Genomic DNA, 23,624 nt, shown 5'->3' with positions numbered 1-23,624 from the left:
GGGCACCGCTAAGACGGCGCGCGCTTGCCGAGGCGCAATGTCGCCGCCGCATTTCGACATGCAGCGGCGCCCCATCCGGATGTGAGTCAGCCTTTCAGAACGGTTTCGACCTGCGAGGCGATGTCGTCCATCGCCTCCTTGGAGGAGCCGTAGCTGCCGGCGAAATACTTGCCGAGGCCGACGGGAATCGTGTCGCTCGACAATTGCGCCCATTCCGGCAAGTCCGGTTCCGAGCCCATGTATTTGTCGATCGTCTCGCGGACGACCGACAAGTGACGGGTCGTGCCGGCGCCGACCCGGGCATTGGCCTTGACGCGCGGGTCGTCATAGACCGAGGCGCGGGTGGGGCCGGTGCCGCCGCCGAGCGTGGTGATGAGGGCCTGCGTGTCGGCGCAGGTGGCCCATTGCATGAAGATCCAAGCCGCATCCGGGCTTTTCGAATATCTGGACACCGCCAGCGACGAGCCGCCCTGGTGGCCGGTACCGGGGATTTCGCCGTAGCCGCATTCTTCCGGCTTCCTGAGCGCGGCCGGCTGCGGCGGGACGACCGCCTCGCAGAGGCCGGAAACCTTGGTCTGGCTGGCATCGTCGAAATAGGGAAAGAACTCGCCCCAGGAGAGCATGGAGGCGGCAACCCCCTGAGCGATCGCCTGGCCCTGGCCGTCCCAGGTCCACTGGTCGACACCCGGCGGCATGGTTTCCTTGAGCCTGGTGTAATAGTCGAGCGCGGCGATGCCCCGTTCGTCGTTGCCGACGAACTTCTTGTCGGCATTGAAGATCGAGCCGCCATTTCCCCAGAGCATGGAGGTCCACTCGCACTCCAGCGCATAGTGGCCCGACTTCATCTGCCCGGCATAGCCGTAGAGGTTCGGCCCCATTTCCTTCGTGATGGCGGCGGAATTGTTCAGCAGGTCCTCGAACGTCGTCGGCGCCTTGAGACCGAGTTTTTCGTAGATGTCCTTTCGGTAGATCATGATGAAGATGGGAATGTCGTAGGGAACGCCAACCCAGCGATCCTCATACTTGGCGATGCCGTCGACGAGCGCCGGCATGAAATCGTCGATGTTGTAGTTCGGCATGGCGAGGTCTGGCTTGTCCTGAAGCTGCTCGCGCGGATCGAACACGTCCTGGCTGAAGGATGCCGACCAGCTCTGGTCGATGTAATAGAGATCGTAGGTTCCGAGCGAAGAGGCGACGTCAAGCGTCAGCTTCTGCAGAACCTGTTCGAGCGGCAGGACCTCGATCTCGACCCTGATGCCGGTCGCTTCCTCGAAATATTTCTTCAGCTGCGAGTTGATGGCGTTCGACGGCGGAGTGGATTCCGTGGCGAGCTTCAACGTCGTTCCCGCAAAGGGCTTGGCGACGTCCTTGAGCCAGGAGATCACCTCGGCCGACGGCTGAAGCTGTTCCTGGGCGAGCGCCCTGCTTAGGCCGAAGGGGCGGTTGCCGAAACCCATTCCGAGCGCGGTTGCGCCGAGGCCGAGCGTGCCGGCGGCGCGCAGGAAGCTGCGGCGGTCGATCTCGCCGCGGACGAAGCGGTCGGTCACAGACGCGAGATAAAACTTTCTGTCTTTCTCTTTCATGTCTTCCTCCTCTATCGGCGCCGGAAATGGCCCCGATCTCTCCTGTTGTCGGCGCGAGCGCCGCATTCTCACTGCTTCAGCGAACCCATCGTCAGGCCACGGACGAGGTGGCGTTGAACGAGCAGGATCACGACGAAGGCGGGCACGATCGCCGCTGCCCCGAGGGCGGCCATGTTGCCCCAGGCCGTTCCGATCGATGTCACGAAGGTCGACGACACGACCGGCACGGTCTTCAGCCCGGTCTGCGTCAGGGTCAGGACGAAGAGAAACTCCGTCCACGAGAAGATGAAGCAAAGTACGGCGGTAGCGGCGATGCCGCCCTTGGCCATCGGCAGCACGATGCGTCGGAAGATCGTCCAGCGCGACGCGCCGTCGAGCAGCGCGCTCTCGTCGATCTCCGCCGGTATGTCGTCGAAGAAGCTCTTCAGAAGCAGTACCGCCAGCGGCAGGTTCATGAGACCGTGCACGAGGATGACACCCGTATAGGTATCGAGCAGGTTGAACTGCTTGAATATGAAGAACATCGGGATCGCCACCGCTACCGGCGGCATCATGCGGGTCGACAGCACCCAGTTGACGAATTCATGGCGGCCGCGGAAATGCATGCGCGACAGTGCATAGGAGGCAAGTGTCGCGACCACGATCGCCAGCACAGTCGAGCAGGATGCGACGACGATCGAATCCCAAAGGCGCGGCCCCATGTAGAAGTTGCCGCCACCCGGCGTTACGGCTTCCTGGCTGCCGAAGCCGAAACCCAGCGATATGCCGAAGACTTGCTCGAAATTCCTCACGGTCGGCTGGAAGCCGAAGAAAATCGGTGGCCAGTTGAAGATGTCCTTTGCGTCGCGGAAGGCGACCGATGTCCAGAAATAGATCGGGAAGAAGAAGGCTCCGACGACGAGCCAACCGGCAATGGTGCGCAGCGTGCGGGCGAAAGCGCTCTGATGCATGTTACCACCTCACCTTTGCAACGCGGATGAATGTGTTGGCAATGACCATGACGATGACCAGGCTCGTCAGACTCAGCGTGGCGCCGTAGCCCCACTTCAGGAACGAGAAGGTCTGCTGCCAGGCATAGAGGCTGACCGTATAGGTGGCGGTGCCTGGCCCGCCCGAGGTCATGACGAAGACGTAGTCGAACACGCGGAAGAGGTCGATGCCGCGCAGCAGCACCGCGACGGCGATGACGCGCGACATCATCGGCAGCGTCAGCCGGCGGAACATCTGCCAGGACGATGCGCCGTCGATCATCGCCGCCTCGTAAGGCTCCGCCGGCAGCGAGCGAAGCCCGGCCAGGAAGATCAGCACCATGAACGGCGTCCATTGCCAGACTTCCGCGATCAGAACCCCGATCAGCGCGAGCGAGGACGTGGCAAGCATCGGCGTCGCCTTGTCGAGCAGGCCGACGAGGCCCAGCAGATAGGAGAGCGCCCCGAACTGCGAATCCTCCATCAGGAGAAACATCATGCCGGCAATGGCAGGGGGGATGACCAGCGTCATAGAAAGCACCGCGCGCAGCATCCCGAAACCCGGCAGTTCGGCGTCGAGGAGAAGCGCGATCGCCATGCCGAGGACGATTTCGATCGTCAGGGCCACGGCGAAATAGAGGAACGTGACACCAAGTGCACCCCAGAAGCGACTGTCGTTCCAAAGTTGAATCCAGTTGTCGACGCCGACGAACTTGAGTCCTCGGCTCTTCGGCACGAATTCGTGGAAGCTCAGCCAGACATTGTAGATGAACGGATAGATGGTGAAGACGGCGAGCAGCGCGACAAGCGGCAGGAGCCACGGCCACGGCGAATCCGAGATCGCGATGCGTTTTACCTGTGCAATCGACATTGCCTTCTCCTCCCACGGACGCCAGTCGCGGCGGTAACCCGCCCCGGTCCGTCCCCTCCGACAATTCGACGGTGCGGAACACCGTCGTCTCCCCTCGTGCGCCCGCCTTCCCCGGAAGCGGTCCTAGCCTGCCGCGCGCGCCGCCTCGCCGCTGCGGCGCCGTTCCTGCATGTATCTGTCGAGCGCCTCTATCTCCTCGCTCGTCATCCGCAGTCCCGACTTCGTGCGCCGCCAGACTGCGTCGGCAGCCGTCAGTGCAAACTCGCGCTCCATCAGGAAGGTGATCTCCGCCTCGGTCATGGAGCCGCCGAAGTCGCGGCCGAGATGGGCGCGCTCCCGCGCCTTGCCGAGAATGCCGCGTGCCTCCAGTCCGTAATGACGCACCAGTCGGCGCGCCTCCCGCCAGGTGAGATAGGGATGCTCGGAGAGAATGGCTCTTGCGAGATCGTCGGCCGTTCCAACCGGAAAGGCGCCGCCTGGAAGCGGCTGCGCCGCCGTCCAGCCCCGCTGCCCGTCCCACTCGGGAAAGACCGTCGCGAGCTGTTCCAGGACATCCTCGGCCAGGCAGCGATAGGTGGTGATCTTGCCGCCGAAGATGGAGAGCATCGGCGCCTGCGCTTCCGGCCGATCGAGCTCCAGCACGTAATCGCGCGTCGTCTCCTGCGCGTCGGCCGCGCCGTCGTCGAACAAAGCGCGCACGCCGGAATAGGTCCAGACGACGTCGGCTGCGGAAAGATCGGCACGGAAATAGGACGATGCTGCGGTCAGCAGGTAATCTATCTCCTCCGCCGACGCGGTGACCTCTTCGGGAGCGTGCCTGTAATCCCGATCGGTCGTGCCGATGAGGGTGAAATCCTCCTCATAGGGAATAGCGAAGAAGATGCGGCCGTCCGGATTCTGAAAGATATAGCAGCGGTCGTGCTCGTAGAGCTTCCTGACGACGATGTGACTGCCCTGAACCAGGCGTACGCGGCCCGCCGCACCGACGCCCGCGACCTCGGACACGATCCTGTCGGCCCAAGGGCCCGCGGCGTTGACGAGGGCGCGAGCCGTCGCTTCGCTCTTCAGGCCGGTCTCGGCATCTTCGAAAGTCAGCCTCCAGAGACCGCCTTCGCGGCGAGCGGCGACGCAGCGTGTACGCACCCTGATGTCGGCGCCTCTCATCGCCGCATCGCGCGCATTGAGTACGACGAGTCGGTTATCCTGCACCCAGCAGTCGGAATATTCGAACCCAACTGACGAGACGTCGCGCAGCGGCTCCCCTGCAGGGTGGTTCCTCAGCCGCACGGTCTGCGTTGCCGGCAAGAGCTTGCGCCCGCCCAGATGATCGTAGAGGAACAGGCCGAGCCGCAGCAGCCAGGCGGGACGCAATCCCTTGCGGTGCGGCAACACGAAACGCAGCGGCCAGATGATATGCGGCGCGATTCCCCAGAGCCGCTCGCGCTCTTCCAGAGCATGGCGGACCAGTCGAAACTCGTAGTGCTCCAGATAGCGCAGGCCACCATGAATGAGTTTGGTGGAGGCCGAGGATGTGGCCGAACCGAGATCGGATTGTTCGGTGAGCAGGACCCTCAGACCGCGGCCAGCCGCATCGCGGGCGACGCCTGCTCCGTTGATGCCGCCGCCGATAATGGCAATGTCGAAGGCCGCTCCCTTCATGCCGCGTCCCTCCCCGACCGGGCGTCGAGGATGTGGTTCGCAACCTCGACGAAGCCGTGACCTCCCTCGCGGGCCGCCACATAGGCCGGCTCCGCCTCGATGCGACCTTTGAAGGAGAGCACATTCGCAACGCCACAGGCATTGGGGAAGAAGCCGAACATAGGCGCATCGTTCGGGCTGTCGCCGACGAAAACGATCGTCTCGCGCTCGCTGTCGATGTCGACGCCCAGAATGTCGGCGGCGAAGCGACGCGTCGTGGTCAGCTTGTCATAGGCGCCATACCAGCCGTTGACATGGATGGAAGAGATCTTAGCGACGGCACCCTCCTCCTCGAAGATGCGCTTGATCCGGTCCACCTCCGATGCCGGGAGCGCCGGCACGTCCTCGCAAAAATCGATGGCGAGATCGGCCTCTCGGTAGAGCTGATCGGCAGAGACCGCTGCGCCGCGCACTTCCGCGAGGATACGGGCGCTCACCTGGCTGAGCTTCTCGCGGTCGGCGGCACGCTGGGCTTCGGCGATAGCGAAGCGGCGGTGCATGCGATGCTCCGTCTGGTCGTAGGCGAAATAGAAGGCGCCATTTTCGCCGACAACTCCCGCGACCGGCCACATGCGGGCGATCATGTCGCACCAGCCGGCCGGTCGCCCTGTAATCGGGGCAACGGCAACGCCCGCCTCGGCCAGGCGCTCGACGGCGTCGTAAGCGGCGGCCGGCAGCCGGCCTTCGTTGGTCAGTGTGTCGTCGATGTCGGCAAAGAGCACCTTGATCCGGGCGGCGACATCGATAGGCATCTCGGCAACCGCGCGCATCGCCTCACGCCTCCCCGGCGGCGAAATCCTCGAGGATGCCCGCGTCGGCGGCGATATCGAGGAAGGTGTAACGGTTGCGCATCTCTCGGCAGTGCAGCACGGCCTCCCGGTAGGTATCGGCCGGCAGCCCGAGGTCGGCCGCCGTCATCGGGCCGCCGGCATCCCGTAGAAGTCTCTCCATCTCGGCCACCGGCAGAGCGAAAGCCTCCAGCTCCCGGCGCAGCGTCGGCCAGAGTTCGGAGAGCTTTTCGTTGATCTCGCCGGCGGAAGCTGCATCGAAAATCTTCGGCTGGATTTCGGCGTAGCACTGGGCGGCGATGTCGTCGCCCATACGCCGGGCCATCTCGGAAGGGTCGATCTTCGTGGGGCGGACGACCGGCGGCTTGTCGCTGTCGAGGAAGATGCGCTGCAGCCGCGCCATGGTCAGCGTTGCTACCCCCACCTGCTGGCCGTGCAGCGTGCCCGGATGATTTTCGCCGGCAAAGCAGTCGATATAGTGAGATATCTGATGCTCGCCCATCGAGCCGTGGTTCGACATTCCGGTGAAGGAGACCCCAAAGCCGCAAAGCGTCAGGACGCGATGAAGGTAGCCGTTGGCCTCGATGCGACCTTCGGCAATGCCCGCCGCACGCGCGTTCAACGCCCGCTCGTCGGCACCCTGGAGGATATAGGGTACGCTGGAATAGAGACTGCCCGTCAGCCGGTGGGACATCCACCAGTCGATTTGCGCGACAGAGCGCACGAGGCAATCGGCGAAACCGGCCGCCGAGAGATAGCGAGGCGCCGCGGCAGTGACCGCGAGATCGACGAAAAAGCCGGCCGGCGCATGCGAGGGAAGCGAGACCTTCAGGCCGTTTTCCAAGGTGATGGAGGCAGTCGTGGAAGTATAGCCGTTCATCGAGGCGGCCGTCGCGAACACGGCGTATCGGCGATTGGTGCGCCCGGTGACGAATTTGCAGAGGTCGTTGATCGTGCCGGAACCCACCGCGATTACGGCATCCGCCCCTGAAAGCCTTTCGGTCAACGCGCTCACGGCACCCATATCCGCATGCGGATGGTCGAGAATGACCGCATCGACCGGACCGAGGCTCTTCAGCGCGGATGCGACGCGCCCGCCCATCGCATCCCAGGTGGCTGCGTCGGATACCACCGCATAGCGTTCGCCCAAGCCGAGGCTGGCGACGAGATCGGCCTCGGCTCCGTCCAGCGATTCCGCAATGGCGATCTTCTCGTAGGGAACGCTGGCCGGCCTACCCGTTTCGGGGTTGATCCAGTTCCCGGCAAGAATGTCTTCGATGAGGACCGCCCAGCCTCCTTCGGGCGCACATGCGGCGGTGTTCTGCTGGCTTGCCGTTTCCATACCCTCGTTCCGTGCTCTCAATCTCGTAGCATGTGACAACATGAATTGGCATATGTCAATACACATGCCAGAGATGATTGACAAATGCCATCAGGCTCTGCCAGATAGCGCCATGGCAAGGGAAAAGACTTCCGGCAGGACCGGCGAGGAAACCACGGCGGGGATACCCACCGAGTTCGATGATGCGGTGATGTGGGCCGCCTGGCTCTACTATGCCGACCAGATGACGCAGAGCGAGATCGCCAAGCAGCTCAACGTATCGCGAGCCACCATCGTCAATTACCTGCAGGAGGCACGCGAGCGCGGCATCGTCTCCGTGAACATCAACCCCAAGGCCGGCGGCCGCACCAGCGTCGCCCGCGCGCTGATGGAGAAGTTCGGCCTTCAAGGCGCCTTCGTCATCCCGAACGGTGACGAGGAGAGCCTGTCGCAGCGGCTCGGCGAAGCCGGCGCGCGCGTGTTGGCCGACCAGATCGAGGACGGCGATACGATCGGCGTCGCCTGGGGGCGCACCGTACTCGCCGTCGCAGACCGCATTTCCCTGACGCGCCCTGTTGGAAATCTTACCGTGGTGCAGGTCTCCGGCAGTTCGACCGGCGAGCCCAACTTCTCGCCCGAACTCTGCACCTCCCTGCTTTCGAACCGCATCCACGCCCGCTGCGTCAACCTTTTGGCGCCTGCCGTTCTGTCGACGCGCGAGCTGAAGGCGGCGTTGCTCAACGAACCGGTGCTGAGGAAGCAGATGGATCTGGTGCATTCGACCAACCGCATTCTCTTCGGCGTCGGCGACATCGGCCCGAAGAGCACGGTGCGGGCCTCCGGCATCGCAAGCCGGGAGGAGATAGACGACTATGTCGCGCGCGGTGCCACGGCCGTGATTATCGGTCGCTTCATCGATGCGCATGGTGCCGCGATCGGCGGAGACCACGATGAAAGGATGGTCGGCATTTCGCTCGACGAGCTGAAGCAGGTGGCGAGCCGCATTTGCGTGGCCGGAGGCGCGGTCAAGATCGCCGCGATCACCGCCACGCTCGAAGCCGGCTACGCCACCCATTTCGTAACCGACATCGCCACGGGAGAGGCGTTGCTGGCGAAGTGATCAGGGCGACCGCGGTCGTCCGGTGCGGCTGATCTCGGCCGTGAAGAAGGGCCAATGCGTGTGGTGCGGCCTGAGGAGGGCCGCATGGTGTTGAGCCGTGGAGGAGGTGCGCATGCAGCTGGACGAACGATATGTCATCGGCTTGGATTCATCGACCCAATCCGTCAAGGCCATCGCCTGGACAGCGGACGGCACACCGCGTGCCGAGGGCCGCGCGCCGCACCGCATCTCGACGCCGCATCCGCTCAAGGCGGAGCAAGATGCCGAGGACTGGTGGTCGGCCGCCTGCCAGGCGCTGTCATCACTCATGCGCCAGATCGATCCGGCCCGGGTCGACGGTATTGCGATTTCGAACCAGCGCGAAACGATGGTCCTGCTCGGGCAGGACCGAAAGCCGCTCAGCCCGGCAACCCTCTGGCTCGACCGCCGCGCGCAGGACGTGGTTCAGCTGCTCGCGGACGAATTCGGCGCCGAGCGGCTGCATGCAATCTCGGGCAAGCCGGTCGACACCATTCCCTGCGTGTATCGCCTTTTCTATTATCGGCAGTATGAGCCGGAAATGCTGGACCGCGCGGCGCAGATCCTGAGCGTACATGATTACCTGACTCAGAAGCTGACTGGCGAGGCCGCTGCAAGCTGGACCAGCGGCGATCCCTTCGGGCTCCTCGATATCGAGACGAAGCAATGGTCCCGCGCGATTCTCGACCACCTCGGCATTCCGCTCGCCAAGCTGCCGCCGCTTTACCGGCCCGGTACGCTGATCGGCCAGGTAACCGCGGATGCCGCGGCGGCGACGGGCCTCGCCGCGGGGGTGCCGGTCTATGCCGGCGGCGGCGACGGCCATTGCGCCGGCCTGGGTGTCAATGTGATCAAACCGGGCGTCGTCTATCTCAATCTCGGCACGGCCGTCGTCGGCGGTTGCTGGACCCCGACGCGCAAGCTCAGCCGGTACTGGCGCACCCTGGTTTCGCCGAGCGGCGAAGGCTATCTGCTCGAAAGCTGCCAGCGCGCAGGCGCCTATTTCGTCAACTGGCTGCTGGACACCTTCGCCGGAGGACGATCGGATCCTTCAATTTTCGAGCGGCTCGAAGCGGACGCGGCCAGCCTGAGTGTCGGCTCCGGTGGCGTCACCGTCTGCTCCTACCTCATGGGCTGCATGGACCCGCACTGGGACGCGGATGCCCGCGCAGCCTTCACCGGCATGGGTCCTGAGACGGGCATGGGCCATCTCTACCGTGCCTCGATGGAAGCCATTACGCTGGAATTCGTCCGGTCCCTGCGCGAGATGAGATCGATGGGCGTATTGGCCGACCGGATCTTCGTCATCGGCGGCGGCGCCGGCAGCCCGCTTTGGCGGCAGATGATCGCGGATGCCAGCGGACTGCCTGTCATTCGCAGCCTTTCCGACGAGGCCTCCGCACTCGGCGCCGGGATGTCCGCTGCCGTCGGCGCCGGCTGGTACGGGCATTTCAGCGAGGCCGCCGACGCCATGTCGCGCCTCGCCGAACAGGTCGAACCGCGCCCAGCCACCGCCGAAGCATGGGCGGCGCTGTCCCGCCGGCAGGCAAACCTCTATCACGCGATCCGCCACCTCGACCATGCCGATAACGGCACCTGACCCATTTGTGTTGACGACAGTTGGCCGTGAGGCATCGCAGAAACGCGCGGACCTTTCCGACACGCTTGAATTATCCCCGCGAATCGCCACCTGATCACTCGGGCGCGACTCCAAACGCTGGAGTTGCAGAAGGAAGGGGCTGTCATGGGCGGTATGGATATCGCAGTCGTCGCATTCGTCGTTGTCGTGATCCTCGTGCTCTTTGCCGGGATCAAGACGGTGCCGCAGGGCTACCGCTATACGGTCGAGCGTTTCGGCCGTTACACGAGGACGATGGAACCGGGGCTTAATCTCATCGTCCCCTTCATCGATCGCATCGGTTCCAAGCTGAGCGTGATGGAGCAGGTGCTCGACGTTCCGACGCAGGAGGTCATCACCAAGGACAATGCGAGCGTGTCGGCGGATGCGGTCGCCTTCTATCAGGTCCTGAACGCCGCACAGGCGGCCTACCAGGTCGCCAATCTGGAAAACGCGCTCCTCAACCTGACGATGACCAACATCCGCTCCGTTATGGGCTCGATGGATCTGGACGAACTCCTGTCGAACCGCGACACGATCAACGATCGATTGCTCCACGTCGTGGACGAGGCCGCCAATCCCTGGGGCATCAAGATCACCCGCATCGAGATCAAGGACATCGCGCCGCCGAAAGACCTGGTCGACGCCATGGCCCGGCAGATGAAGGCGGAACGCGAGAAGCGCGCACAGGTGCTCGAAGCGGAGGGCTCCAGAAATGCGCAGATCCTGCGTGCCGAAGGCGCGAAGCAATCGGCGATCCTCCAGGCCGAAGGACAGCGCGAGGCCGCCTACCGCGAGGCGGAGGCGCGCGAGCGACTGGCCGAGGCGGAGGCCAAGGCGACCCGGATGGTCTCTGAGGCGATCGCAGCCGGCGACGTGCAGGCGATCAACTATTTCGTGGCGCAGAAATATACCGAGGCCCTTGCCGCGATCGGAACGGCGAGCAACCAGAAGATCGTCCTGATGCCGATGGAAGCCTCGTCGCTCATCGGCTCGCTCGGCGGCATAGGCGCGATCGCGAAGGAGGTCTTCGGTGAAGGCACCGCGTCCTCCCCGCGCCAGCGCCAGTCCACGCCCCGAACCGGTCCTTCCGTTCCATCGGAAACGCCCTGAGGATCGCCCATGATCATGCGCATCATCCTCGAACTCGGCCCCTGGAGCTGGTGGGTCCTAGGCCTCCTGCTGCTGGCGGCGGAGCTGATCCTGCCCGGCGTCTTCCTCGTGTGGATCGCGCTTGCCGCGCTCGTCACCGGGGCCCTCTCGCTCTTCTTCTGGGAGGCGCCGTTCTGGAGTTGGCAGGTGCAGTTCGTCGCCTTCGCTTTGCTCTCGGTCGCTTCCGTCCTTATCGGGCGGCGCTTCGTCTCCTCTTCCGCCGAGAGCGACGAGCCTCTGCTCAACAGGCGCGGCGAAAGCCTCGTCGGACGGACGGCAGTGCTCGAGCAGCCGATCAAGGAGGGCCGCGGGCGCGTGCGGCTCGACGATACGACATGGTCCGTCGAGGGCCCCGACCTTCCGGTCGGCACACGCGTGCGCATCGTCGCGAGCAGCGGCCGCCACCTGACGGTCGAGCAGATCTGAACACATCCGCGTTCGGAAACTGCGGTAGAGAAACGATTGGTTAACCACGCGCCTTTACGATTGCGAAACGATTGCAATCAAATTGCGGACAGACGGCGCATGGTGCCCAATATCTCACGCTCGATGATGGCGGGCGCCTTGCGTGTGAAGCCGCCGGCATGGCTGCTGGCGGGCTGCGCTTTCCTCGCCTATGCGCCAGCGAGCGCGCAAAGCCTCGGCGATCCATCCCCGGCGGGCGTCTCCGTCGCCGCCTCAGCAGACCAGCCGCTTCCGGTCTTAATCGACCCGCAGGAGACCGGCGCCCTTGCCGGCACCGACCTTTCGCCTGCCCTGGACGAGGACTTCAACCGCCTGAACCGGCGCGAGGAGACGATCGACGGGCTGCGCAGGCGCATCGATCCCGATGACGGTCAGGCGCCCGGCATTCGCATCGGCACCTTCGTTCTGAAGCCGGCGCTCAGCGAGACCTTCAACCACGAACGGCAGAAGAACGGCGGCAGCAGTCAGAGCCGGAGCTTCCTGGAGACCGGGCTCAAGGGTTCGCTGACCTCCGACTGGTCCCGCCATCAGCTCAGCGTGACCGGCGAAGGCGTGATCCAGGACAACATATCCGGTGAGGGCCAGGAGGAGCCGCGCGCCGACATCGACGCGGAACTGCGCCTCGACCTCGGCGCGGAGACCATTGCAAGGCTGAGGACAGGCTACAGTTTCGAACGCGAAGATGCGAACGACCCGAATGCCATCGCCAATGCAGACAGCCAATCCGGCGTCCATAGCTATCGCCTGGGCGCCGCGGTCGAGCGCGACCTCGGTCTCATTCGCGGCTCGCTCGGCGTGGATTTCGAGCGCCGCACCTATGGCGATGTCGAGCTCGACAATGGGACGACGCTCTCACAGGAGGATCGCGACCGCAATCTCGGCACCCTCACGGGGCGGATCGGCTACGAGCTTTCGCCGGCGCTCGTCCCCTTCCTCGAGGCCTCAGTCGGCAAATCGATCTATGATCTGCGTCGGGATACGTTCGGCTTCGAGCGCTCCTATGAGAGCTATGCCGGCCGCGCCGGCATGGAGGTCGATCTCGGCGAAAAGCTCAACGGTGAACTGGCGCTCGGTTACGAGACCTTCCGCTTCGACGACGAACGGCTCGGCGACCTCAACGGATTCTCGCTCGACGGCCGCGTCAACTGGTCACCGCACCGCGGCACCGACGTCCTTTTCGGCGTGCTGACCTATGTCGATCCCTCGACCACTCCGGGCGAGGCGGGATCGATCAATTACGAGCTGACGAACGTGGTCACGCATCAGTTGCGTTCGACCCTCGTCGGCCGGCTTTCGAACAGTCTCACCCTTCGCGATTTTCCTTCGGATGCCACCGCCTCCGACGAGACGACCTGGCGAACCGGCGCCGGGCTCACCTGGGACATGAGCCGCTATCTCGCGCTCACCGGAGACGTGAGCTACGAGCGCACGGAGAGGGACGAGGGTAGCTCGACCGACACCACGCGGGTTGGCCTCGGCCTGACGCTCCGGCGCTGATCGGGAGGGCCGCGTTGCGCGGCCTCCCCGGCTTACCGCGAGCTTACTTCAGACCCTGCAGGAGCGTCTTGAGCGGTCCTTCCACGATGGGGCGGATATCGCCGCGCTCGAGAGCGAAGGCGACGTTCGCCAGGATGAAGCCGTCCTTGGCGCCGCAATCATACGTATCGCCGCGGAAGCGATAGGCGGCGAAGGCCTGGGCTTCGGCGAGCTTCACCATGCCGTCGGTCAGTTGGATCTCGTTGCCGGCGCCGCGTTCCTGCTTTTCCAGGATCGGGAAAATCTCCGGCTGCAGGATGTAGCGGCCATTGATGAAGAAGTTCGACGGTGCCGTCCCCTTGGCCGGTTTCTCGACCATCTTGGTGATCCGGAAACCGTCGCCGACCGTCTCGCCCACGCCGACGATCCCGTATTTATGCGCCTGGTCGGGCGCGCATTCCTCGACCGCGACGACGTTGCCGCCGGACTCTTCGTAGAGCTCGACCATGCCCTTGAGGCAGCCCTTCTCGCCCTTCATGATCATGTCGGGCAGGAGCAGCGCGAAGGGCTCGTTGCCGACGAGATCGCGGGCGCACCAGACGGCATGGCCGAGGCCCAGCGGTGCCTGCTGACGGGTGAAGCTCGTGGTACCGGCCTTCGGCAGCATGGCTTCGAGGAGCTCGATCTCCGTCTTCTTGTTGCGCTCGCGCAGCGTCTGGTCCAATTCGACCTGGATGTCGAAATAGTCCTCGATGACCGCCTTGCTGCGGCCGGTCACGAAAATCAGATGCTCGATGCCGGCTTCGAGCGCCTCATCGACGACATATTGGATGACCGGCTTGTCCACCACCGTCAGCATCTCCTTCGGAACCGCCTTGGTCGCGGGAAGGAAACGGGTCCCGAGACCTGCAACGGGGAAAACGGCTTTGCGGACTTTGCGCTTGTCGGTCATTGGCACCTCCTTGCAGTGCATCTCAGTCTAGCCTGAAACAGGAAAATTGAATTGGATTTAGTCGCCGACTGCCAATTTTTTGCGAAGGAAGACGACTCGGTATTTTCATGGTAAAGACTTTGTTGACTTCGTTTCTGTAGGCTTCTCCCTCGACCGATACGGCTTCCGCCGTCCGGTCCCTAGAAGAACCGCATACTGCCCTTTCCAGTGGCCTGGTGCGGGCAAATTGCGAACCTCGGAGTAGTCGGTTCGGCATGAACGCCGGCTGAACGCTCCACCGAGAAACGGAACCGACAGCAGATGATGAAAAACCGCAGGACGTTCTTCCGACATATCGCCGCCGCTCTCGTTGTTGCCGCCGCTTTTGGGTCGTCGCCCGCGCGTGCGGATCAGGGTTTTCAAAACTGGATCAATAACTTCTATGCAACGGCGGCCAAGAGCGGCATCAGCCAGGCGACCTATCGCAAGGCCTTCGCCGGCGTGAAGACGCCTGATCCGGCCGTGCTGGAGAAGGCCGCTTATCAGCCCGAATTCAAGCACAAGATCTGGGAGTATGTCGACGCGCGTGTCAATCCGTATACCAAGCGGATAGGACAGGAAATGGCGGCGAAGCATGCCCGCACGCTCAATGCCCTCGAACGGCACTACGGCGTCGACAAATCCATCCTGCTCGCCATCTGGTCGATGGAATCGAACTACGGCGCGATTCTCCAGAAAGACGACCGGCTGCATTACGTGCCGCGGGCGCTGGCGACCCTTGCCTATGCCGATTCAAGGCGGTCCAAATTTGCGAAGACCCAGCTCATCGCGGCACTGAAGATCCTGCAGAGCGGCGACATCACCCCGCGGGAGCTGACGGGTTCCTGGGCGGGCGCCATGGGACACACCCAGTTCATTCCGACGAGCTATCTGCTCTATGCGGTCGATGCCGACGGCAACGGCCATCGGGACATCTGGAACTCGGTGCCGGATGCGCTTGCAACGGCTGCCAATCTCTTGCGGAAGAACGGCTGGCGCCCCGGCGAAACATGGGGTTACGAGGTCGTCCCGCCGGCCAATGCGGCGAAATATTCGGGCCAGACCAAGACGCTCGGCCAGTGGGCGGCCCTCGGCTTCGCCCGCCCGGGCGGCAAGGGCTTCAGCAATCCGAAGATGCGGGCCGAACTGAAGCTGCCCGGCGGCGGCGGCGGCCCCGGATTCTTGATGACGAAGAACTTCTTCGTCATCAAGCGCTATAACGCCTCCGATTCCTACGCGCTCGGGGTCGGGCTTCTTGCGGATCAGATCGCAGGATATGCCGGCATGCAGCAACGCTGGCCGCGTCCGGACGGTTCGCTCGACATCAGCGAAAAATTCGAGCTGCAGAACCGGTTGAAGGAACTCGGCTATTACGACGGCGAAGTCGACGGCAACTTCGGCTCGGGCTCGAAAGCAGCAATCCAGGCGTTCCAGACCCAGAACGGCCTGGCGCCGGACGGGGAGCCGACACAGCGTCTGTTGCGCGCCCTGCGCAGGTGAAACGCACCCGCAGCTTTCTCTCATCACGGCGATTCCCGATCAAACGGTGCCAATCGCCGTGATCTGGCGTATGGTTGCGGGAATGTCTGCCATTCGACGGTGAAATGATCATGCTGACGATCCGATACCGCGGGAAGGGACTGTTTTCGCGTTTGCTTCGGCTGGCTCCCGTCTTGCTCGGCGCTGCGGCGATGGTCGCCGCCGGTTTCTTTGCCACTGTGGCCGAGGCGCAGGAGCGGGTGCCACGACGCAACGTGCTGCAAAGGCTCTTCGGCGTCTTCACGCCGCAAAGGCGCGTCTATTACGAGGATCAATACGATCTTCGGCGCCAGCCACGGCCGCAGCGCATACAGAAGCGCCGAGCGCAACCATCGGAGCCACGGCAGTCGCGCCCGAGCCGGGCCAAGCCGCGGCCCGCCGCGGCACCGCCGCCCGCGCCGGTCGTCGTGGAGAAATCTCCGGACGCCAAGAAGGTCCTGGTCGTCGGAGACTTCGTTGCCGGCAGCCTTGGCGACGGTTTGAAGGTCGCGTTCGAAACCACGCCCGGCATCGTGATCGAGACGCGCGCCAACGGCTCCTCGGGTATCGTCCGCGACGACTATTTCGACTGGCCCAAGGCGCTGCCGGACGCCATCGCGGAACTCAAGCCCGCCGTCATCGTCGTGAGCCTCGGCGCCAATGATCGCCAGATGATGCGGATCGGCGACGTGCAGGAGAAGTTCCGGACCGACGCCTGGACGGAAGAATACCGCAAGCGCGTCAACGCACTGGCGACGCTTGCGCGCAAGGACAATCTTCCGGTCCTCTGGGTCGGAATGCCGCCCTTCCAATCGACGTCCATGACAGCCGATATGGTAACGTTCAACGGAATCTACCGCGAAGAGGTGGAGAAGGTCGGCGGCCAGTTCATCGACATCTGGGACGGCTTCGTCGATGAAGGGGGAAAGTTCGTCCTGACCGGCTCCGACATCAACGGGCAGCAGGTCCGCCTCAGGGGTTCTGACGGCATCAACCTGACGAAGGCCGGCAAGCGCAAACTGGCCTTCTATGTCGAAAAGGACATTCGCAAGCTATTGGGCGAAGCGGCAGCGACCACGGACGTTCCCGGTGCGGAAGGCTTGAAGGACCTGGTCGTCAGCAAGCCGCTTGCTAACGAAGATATTATCAAGACGCAGCCGATCAGCCTGATCGATCCCGAACTCGATGGAGCGACCGCCCTTCTCGGCGGCGACACGCCCCTCAAGAGCACGGGCAAGAGCCCGCGCGACCGGCTCATCGAAAAGGGCGAGGTGGTCGTCGCCCCGGCCGGACGTATCGACGATTTCCGGCTGACGAAGCAGGGGCCGCCGGGCAGTTCTACCCGTTGATGCGCAAATGCGGCTCTCCGGAGGAACACCGCCTTCGCCCCTCATCCGCCGGCCGGGCGCGGCGAGGACTGGCCCTACCGCGGCAGCACCGTCGAGCCCATCAGCGCCTCGTCGATCGCGCGCGCAGCCTGCCGGCCTTCGCGGATAGCCCATACGACGAGCGACTGGCCGCGGCGAATGTCGCCCGCCGCCCACAATTTGTCGACCGAAGTCCTGTAGTCGCGCTCGTTGGCGACGACATTGGTCGAACCGCGGCGGTCGGTGTTGACCGTCAGCTTGTCGCCGAGATCCTTGAGGACGCTGTCGGCGAAGGGTCCGCGGAAACCGATGGCGATGAAGGCGAGATCGGCCTTGATGATGAACTCGGTACCGGCGATCGGCTTGCGGCGCTCGTCGACCTGACAGCATTTGACGCCGGTGAGATTGCCGTCCTCGTCGCCGACAAACTCGAGCGTCGCGACCTGGAATTCGCGAACCGCACCCTCGGCCTGGCTGGAGGAGGTGCGCATCTTCGTCGCCCAGAAGGGCCAGACCGCAAGCTTGTCTTCCTTCTCGGGCGGTTGCGGACGAATATCGAGCTGCGTCACCTTGACGGCGCCCTGGCGGAAGGCGGTCCCGACACAGTCGGATGCCGTGTCGCCGCCGCCGACGACGACGACGTGCTTGCCGCCGGCGAGGATCGGCTCGGACGGCCAGCCCACGCTGTCGATGTTCTCGCGGCCGACGCGACGGTTCTGCTGTACCAGATAAGGCATGGCGTCGTGTACGCCGACGAACTCCACGCCGGGGATGCCGGCGTCGCGCGGCGTCTCGGAGCCGCCGCAATAGAGCACGGCGTCGTTTTCATCGACGAGCTTTTGCACCGCGACATCGACACCGACATTGACGCCGCAATGGAAGGTCACGCCCTCGCCCCGCATCTGCTCGACACGACGGTCGATGAAGTTCTTCTCCATCTTGAAATCCGGAATGCCGTAGCGCAGCAGCCCGCCGGGCTTGGACTCGCGTTCGTAGACATGCACCTCGTGGCCGGCGCGCGCCAGTTGCTGGGCAGCCGCCATGCCGGCCGGCCCGGAGCCGATGACCGCGACCTTCTTGCCGGTCTTCGTCACGGCCGGCTGCGGCACGATATAGCCCATCTCATAGGCCTTGTCGGCAATCGCCTGCTCGACCGTCTTGATCGCCACCGGCACGTCTTCGAGGTTCAGCGTGCAGGCCTCCTCGCAGGGCGCCGGGCAGACGCGGCCGGTGAATTCCGGGAAGTTGTTGGTCGAGTGCAGGTTGCGGATCGCCTCGTCCCAATTGCCGTTATAGACGAGGTCGTTCCAGTCCGGGATCTGGTTGTGCACCGGGCACCCCGTCGGCCCGTGACAATAGGGAATGCCGCAGTCCATGCAGCGAGCGGACTGCTTCTGCACTTCCTGATCGGACATCGGAATGGTGAACTCGCGGAAATGGCGGATGCGGTCGGATGCCGGCTGGTACTTCGCCACCTGCCGGTCGATCTCCAAAAACCCAGTAACCTTGCCCATCTTATGATCCTGACATCTTCAATCTCAACAGGCGCGCTCGAGCGCGCGTGATGGCCCCTGACCCGGGCGGGCCGGGAGCCGTATTCACGAGGGCCGGTTACTCGGCCGCTTCAGCCATCTTCATGCGCTCCATGTCCTCGAGCGCGCGGCGGTACTCTACCGGCATCACCTTGCGGAACTTCGGCCGGTAATCCGCCCAGCGATCGAGGATCTCCTTGGCGCGGACCGAACCCGTATAGTGCAGGTGGTTCGAGATGAGCTGGTAGAGGCGCTCCTCGTCGTGGCGCGTCATGTCGCCCGAGACGTCCACCATGCCCTTGTGCATGAGGTCGCCGCCGTGGTGATGCAGCTTCTCCAGCATGTCGTCCTCCTCCGGAACCGGCTGGAGTTCGACCATGGCCATGTTGCAGCGCCGGGCGAAGTCGCCCTCCTCGTCGAGCACGTAAGCGACACCGCCCGACATGCCGGCCGCGAAGTTGCGGCCCGTGCCGCCAAGAACGACGACGACACCGCCCGTCATATATTCGCAGCCGTGATCGCCGACGCCTTCCACGACCGCGATCGCACCGGAATTGCGCACGGCAAAGCGTTCACCGGCGACGCCGTTGAAGTAGCACTCTCCGGAAATCGCGCCGTAAAGCACGGTGTTGCCCACGATGATCGACTGGTGCGGCACGATCCGCGCGTTCTCCGGCGGCCGGACGATGATGCGCCCGCCCGAGAGGCCCTTGCCGACATAGTCGTTGCCGTCTCCGACGAGATCGAAGGTGATGCCGCGGGCGAGGAACGCGCCGAAGGACTGGCCAGCCGTGCCCTTGAGGGTCACGTGGATCGTATCGTCCTTCAGCCCCTTGTGGCCCCAGCGCTTGGCAAGCGCGCCCGAAAGCATGGCGCCGGCCGAACGGTCGACGTTCCTGATCCCGGCTTCGAAGGCGACCGGCACCTTGGTCTCGAGCGCGAGCTTCGCCTTCTCGATCAGCCTGCGGTCGAGAATGTCGTCGATCGGATGGTTCTGGCGCTCCGTCCAATAGGTGGCTTCCTTCGGAGCCTCCACCTTGTGGAAGATCTTCGAGAAGTCGAGGCCCCTCGCCTTCCAGTGCTCGATCATCCGGTCGCGGTCGAGCAGATCCGAGGCTCCGATGATGTCGTCGAGCCTTCTGGCACCAAGCGATGCGAGGATCTCGCGCACTTCCTCCGCAACGAAGAAGAAGTAGTTGACGACATGCTCCGGCGTCCCCTTGAAACGCTTCCGGAGTACCGGATCCTGGGTGGCGACGCCGACGGGACAGGTGTTCAGGTGACACTTGCGCATCATGATGCAGCCGGCCGCGATCAGCGGCGCGGTCGCGAAGCCGAATTCGTCGGCGCCGAGCAGCGCTCCGATGACGACGTCACGGCCGGTCTTCAGGCCGCCATCGACCTGCAGCGCGATGCGGGAGCGCAGACCGTTGAGCACCAGCGTCTGCTGCGTTTCGGCAAGGCCGATCTCCCACGGACTACCCGCATGCTTCAGCGAGGTCAGCGGTGAAGCGCCGGTGCCGCCGTCGAAGCCGGCAATGGTGATGTGATCGGCGCGTGCCTTGGCAACGCCGGCCGCAACGGTGCCGACACCCACTTCCGATACCAGCTTGACCGAGACATCGGCCTCCGGGTTGACGTTCTTCAGATCGTAGATCAGCTGCGCCAGATCCTCGATCGAATAGATGTCATGATGCGGCGGCGGCGAGATCAGGCCGACACCCGGTGTCGAATGCCGCGTCTTGGCGACGGTCGCATCTACCTTGTGACCCGGCAGCTGGCCGCCTTCGCCGGGCTTTGCGCCCTGCGCCACCTTGATCTGCAGAACGTCGGCATTGACCAGATATTCGGTGGTGACGCCGAAGCGGCCGGAGGCGATCTGCTTGATCGCCGACCGCTCGGGGTTCGTCGAGCCGTCCGGCAGCGGCAGGTAGCGATCGCTCTCCTCGCCGCCTTCGCCGGTGTTGGACTTGCCGCCGATCCGGTTCATCGCGACAGCGAGCGTGGTATGCGCCTCGCGGCTGATCGAGCCGAATGACATGGCGCCCGTCGAGAAGCGCTTGACGATCTCCGCAGCCGGCTCGACCTCCTCGATCGGGATCGGCTTGCGGCCGGCCGCCTCGGCCCCCTTTATCTTGAAGAGCCCACGGATCGTGTTCATGCGGCTCGCCAACTCGTTCATCGTCGCCGAGAATTCGCGATAGCGGTCCTCGGCATTGCCGCGCACGGCATGCTGCAGCGAGGCGATGGCGTCCGGCGTCCAGGCATGGCTTTCGCCGCGCATCCGGAAGGCATATTCGCCGCCGATGTCGAGCGTATTGGCAAGCACCGGATCGCTTCCGAAGGCCGCCTTGTGACGCGCCACGGTTTCGGCAGCGATCTCCTCGAGGCCGATGCCTTCGATCGTCGTCGCAGTACCGAAGAAGTACTTGCCGACCAGCGCGGACGAAAGGCCGACGGCGTCGAATATCTGCGCGCCGCAATAGGACTGGTAGGTGGAAATGCCCATTTTGGACATGACCTTGAGGATGCCTTTGCCGACCGCCTTGATGTAGCGGTAGACGACTTCCTTCTCGTCGACTTCCTTCGGAAACTCTCCGCGCTTGTGCATGTCGACGAGCGTGTCGAAGGCGAGATAGGGGTTGATCGCTTCCGCGCCGTAGCCGGCGAGCAGGCAGAAATGATGAATTTCGCGCGGTTCGCCCGACTCGACGACGAGGCCGACCGACGTGCGCAGACCCTTGCGGATCAGGTGGTGATGGACGGCCGCGGTCGCGAGCAGCGCCGGAATCGCCACGCGATCGGGACCGATCTGCCGGTCGGAAAGCACGATGATGTTGTAGCCGCCCTTGACTGCCGCTTCCGCCCTTTCGCAGAGACGATCGAGCATTTCCAGCATGCCTTCGGCACCGCGCGAAATGTCATAGGTGAAATCGAGCGTCTTCGTGTCGAAGCGGTCTTCGGTGTGGCCGATCGAGCGGATCTTCTCGAGGTCGCCATTGGTCAGGATCGGCTGGCGGACTTCCAGCCGCTTCGCATGCGCCATGCCCTCGTGGTCGAGGATGTTCGGGCGCGGGCCGATGAAGGAGACGAGGCTCATCACCAGTTCCTCGCGGATCGGATCGATCGGCGGGTTGGTGACCTGCGCGAAGTTCTGCTTGAAATAGGTGTAGAGCAGCTTCGGCTTGTCGGACATCGCCGAGATCGGCGTGTCGGTGCCCATGGATCCGATCGCCTCCTGACCGGTCGTCGCCATCGGCGACATCAGGAGCTTCGTGTCCTCATGAGTGTAACCGAAGGCCTGCTGGCGGTCGATCAGCGACACGTCGCGTCGCAGCGCCCTCGGCTCGACCGGCTTCAGTTCTTCGAGGATCAGCTGGGTGTTGTCGAGCCATTGGCGATAGGGATGCTTGCCGGCGAGCGACGACTTCACCTCCTCGTCGGAGATGATACGCCCCTCTTCCATGTCGATCAGCAGCATCTTGCCGGGCTGCAGCCGCCATTTCTTGACGATCTTGTCTTCGGCGACCGGCAGCACGCCGGCCTCCGACGCCATGATGACGCGGTCGTCGCTGGTGACGATGTAGCGCGCCGGGCGCAGGCCGTTGCGGTCGAGCGTGGCGCCGATCTGGCGGCCGTCGGTGAAGGCGACCGCCGCCGGTCCGTCCCACGGCTCCATCAGCGCGGCATGATATTCGTAGAAGGCCTTGCGCTCAGGCGACATGAGCTGGTTGCCGGCCCAGGCCTCGGGGATCAGCATCATGACGGCATGCGAAAGCGAATAACCGCCGCGCACGAGGAATTCGAGCGCATTGTCGAAACAGGCCGTGTCCGACTGCCCTTCATAGGAGATCGGCCAGAGCTTGGAAATGTCGTCGCCGAAGAGCGGCGAGGAAACGGAAGCCTGCCGTGCGGCCATCCAGTTGACGTTGCCGCGCAGCGTGTTGATCTCGCCGTTATGCGCAACCATCCGATAGGGATGCGCGAGCTTCCAGGACGGGAAGGTGTTGGTCGAGAAGCGCTGGTGCACGAGTGCGACGGCCGACTGGAAGCGCTCGTCGGCGAGGTCCTTGTAATAGGCACCCACCTGGTAGGCGAGGAACATGCCCTTGTAGACGATGGTGGTGGTCGACAGCGACACGATATAGAAGCCGAGATCGCCACCATCGGCTTCCGCATAGATCCGGTTGGAGATCACCTTGCGAAGCGTGAACAGCCGCCGTTCGAATTCATCGCTGCTCGCGGCCTCCCGGCCAGCGCCGATGAACACCTGGACATGGTGCGGCTCGGTCGCGGCGATGTCGGGCGCCTTGGAGAGAGACGAATTATCGACCGGCACGTCTCGGAAGCCGAGCATTATCTGCCCTTCCTCGGCCACGACCTCGCTGATCACCTCCTTGAAATGGGCAATGAGCTTCTCATCGCGCGGCATGAAGAGATAGCCGACCGCATATTCGCCGGCCCTCGGAAGGGTGACGCCCTGTTTCGCCATCTCCTCGCGGAAGAAGCGGTCGGGGATCTGGACCAGAATGCCCGCGCCGTCGCCCATCAGCGGGTCGGCACCGACCGCTCCGCGATGGGTCAGGTTTTCGAGCATGAAGAGGCCGTCGCGCACGATCTGATGCGACTTCTCGCCCTTGAGATGGGCGACGAAGCCGACGCCGCAGGCGTCATGTTCGTTTCGTGGATCGTACAGCCCCTGTTTTCGCGGCAGGCCGGAGGGGAATGCGGGCGTTTTCACAGCCGTCGCAGCGTCTTGTGCGAGGTTGAGCCCAATCTGTCGTGATGGCGAATGATCCGTCATCTTTTCCCTCCTGTTGAACCCGGGAATTCCGGGCATAACGCGGCCCGCACGCATTTGCCGCATGGTGCTTTTCGCACGGCGGCAAGCCGGGCATTATCGTCGCATGATCCTGATCAGGTCGCAAATGAAGCGCGGCCGCGTCAGGCACCGATGTCCGCGACCATCCTGACGCCAAGGAATAACGACCGGATGAAATCCGGCGAAACCCCCTCGCGCTTCACGCCGGCTGCCGCTTTTCACGGTGCTTCCGGCGATTGTTCCGGCCCCTAGACCGAAATAGGACAGCAAACCTGTCCTATTTCATGCGCTCTATGCCAGAAACCGCCCTCCTTCGCAAGGGCCTCGGCCGCAAATA

The 23,624-nt window shown here is 63.9% G+C and carries 16 protein-coding genes; 7 read left to right on the top strand and 9 right to left on the bottom strand.

All coding sequences use genetic code 11. From position 1 onward, the window contains the following. Positions 1-86: 86 nt before the first annotated feature. The 6 genes from N0Q91_RS03620 to N0Q91_RS03595 all read right to left on the bottom strand — a co-directional run bounded on the left by N0Q91_RS03620 (position 87) and on the right by N0Q91_RS03595 (position 7,250). The gene (locus tag N0Q91_RS03620; RefSeq protein WP_275597357.1) at positions 87-1,583 is read right to left on the bottom strand and encodes an ABC transporter substrate-binding protein; all 1,497 of its coding nucleotides are present in this window, start codon (positions 1,581-1,583) and stop codon (positions 87-89) included. 68 nt (positions 1,584-1,651) lie between these two features. After that, on the bottom strand, positions 1,652-2,533 hold the full coding sequence (locus N0Q91_RS03615) for a carbohydrate ABC transporter permease (RefSeq protein ID WP_018096781.1): 882 nt from the start codon (positions 2,531-2,533) through the stop codon (positions 1,652-1,654). A gap of 1 nt (position 2,534) precedes the next feature. Further along, on the bottom strand, positions 2,535-3,422 hold the full coding sequence (locus tag N0Q91_RS03610; RefSeq protein WP_275597356.1) for a carbohydrate ABC transporter permease: 888 nt from the start codon (positions 3,420-3,422) through the stop codon (positions 2,535-2,537). Between the two features lie 123 nt (positions 3,423-3,545). Next, entirely contained in the window at positions 3,546-5,081 is a 1,536-nt protein-coding gene (glpD, locus tag N0Q91_RS03605; RefSeq protein ID WP_275597355.1) for a glycerol-3-phosphate dehydrogenase, read from the bottom strand. After that, positions 5,078-5,890 (bottom strand): HAD-IIB family hydrolase, encoded by an 813-nt coding sequence (locus tag N0Q91_RS03600; protein WP_275597354.1) that lies wholly within the window; start codon positions 5,888-5,890, stop codon positions 5,078-5,080. Before N0Q91_RS03600 ends, glpD begins: the two co-directional genes overlap by 4 nt. Positions 5,891-5,894: 4 nt before the next feature. Then, positions 5,895-7,250, bottom strand: coding sequence for a sn-glycerol-1-phosphate dehydrogenase (locus tag N0Q91_RS03595; protein WP_275597353.1), 1,356 nt, complete (start codon positions 7,248-7,250; stop codon positions 5,895-5,897). Positions 7,251-7,362: 112 nt separating this feature from the next. On the opposite strand from N0Q91_RS03595, the gene N0Q91_RS03590 reads away from it, so the two are divergent. From N0Q91_RS03590 to N0Q91_RS03570, 5 genes are all read left to right on the top strand, one after another. Then, on the top strand, positions 7,363-8,349 hold the full coding sequence (locus N0Q91_RS03590) for a sugar-binding transcriptional regulator (RefSeq protein WP_018096776.1): 987 nt from the start codon (positions 7,363-7,365) through the stop codon (positions 8,347-8,349). A 112-nt stretch (positions 8,350-8,461) separates the two neighbouring features. Further along, positions 8,462-9,967, top strand: coding sequence for a xylulokinase (locus N0Q91_RS03585; RefSeq protein WP_275597352.1), 1,506 nt, complete (start codon positions 8,462-8,464; stop codon positions 9,965-9,967). A 144-nt stretch (positions 9,968-10,111) separates the two neighbouring features. Further along, positions 10,112-11,098 carry an SPFH domain-containing protein gene (locus N0Q91_RS03580; RefSeq protein WP_018096774.1) on the top strand — a complete coding sequence of 329 codons (987 nt, stop codon included), beginning with the start codon at positions 10,112-10,114 and terminating at the stop codon, positions 11,096-11,098. Positions 11,099-11,107: 9 nt separating this feature from the next. Continuing rightward, on the top strand, positions 11,108-11,563 hold the full coding sequence (locus N0Q91_RS03575) for an NfeD family protein (protein WP_018096773.1): 456 nt from the start codon (positions 11,108-11,110) through the stop codon (positions 11,561-11,563). Positions 11,564-11,662: 99 nt separating this feature from the next. After that, a complete protein-coding gene (locus N0Q91_RS03570) occupies positions 11,663-13,099 on the top strand; it encodes an outer membrane beta-barrel protein (RefSeq protein WP_275597351.1) in 1,437 nt (478 codons plus the stop codon). 43 nt (positions 13,100-13,142) lie between these two features. Here N0Q91_RS03570 and galU read toward each other — a convergent pair whose 3' ends face one another. Continuing rightward, entirely contained in the window at positions 13,143-14,030 is an 888-nt protein-coding gene (gene galU, locus N0Q91_RS03565; RefSeq protein ID WP_275597350.1) for a UTP--glucose-1-phosphate uridylyltransferase GalU, read from the bottom strand. 300 nt (positions 14,031-14,330) lie between these two features. Here galU and N0Q91_RS03560 point away from each other — a divergent pair, with 300 nt between their 5' ends. Then, the gene (locus tag N0Q91_RS03560) at positions 14,331-15,548 is read left to right on the top strand and encodes a lytic murein transglycosylase (RefSeq protein ID WP_275597349.1); all 1,218 of its coding nucleotides are present in this window, start codon (positions 14,331-14,333) and stop codon (positions 15,546-15,548) included. Positions 15,549-15,652: 104 nt separating this feature from the next. Next, positions 15,653-16,915, top strand: coding sequence for an SGNH/GDSL hydrolase family protein (locus N0Q91_RS03555; protein WP_100672928.1), 1,263 nt, complete (start codon positions 15,653-15,655; stop codon positions 16,913-16,915). A 74-nt stretch (positions 16,916-16,989) separates the two neighbouring features. Here the strand turns inward: N0Q91_RS03555 and gltD are convergent, their stop codons facing one another. Next, positions 16,990-18,447, bottom strand: coding sequence for a glutamate synthase subunit beta (gene gltD, locus N0Q91_RS03550; RefSeq protein ID WP_018096768.1), 1,458 nt, complete (start codon positions 18,445-18,447; stop codon positions 16,990-16,992). A gap of 97 nt (positions 18,448-18,544) precedes the next feature. Next, positions 18,545-23,269 carry a glutamate synthase large subunit gene (gene gltB / locus N0Q91_RS03545; protein WP_275597348.1) on the bottom strand — a complete coding sequence of 1,575 codons (4,725 nt, stop codon included), beginning with the start codon at positions 23,267-23,269 and terminating at the stop codon, positions 18,545-18,547. Positions 23,270-23,624: the final 355 nt, after the last annotated feature.

This window comes from Sinorhizobium prairiense, from assembly GCF_029201645.2.
In the GTDB taxonomy this organism is placed as follows: Bacteria; Pseudomonadota; Alphaproteobacteria; order Rhizobiales; family Rhizobiaceae; genus Sinorhizobium; species Sinorhizobium meliloti_A.
This window is presented reverse-complemented; position numbering and strand designations above follow the sequence as displayed.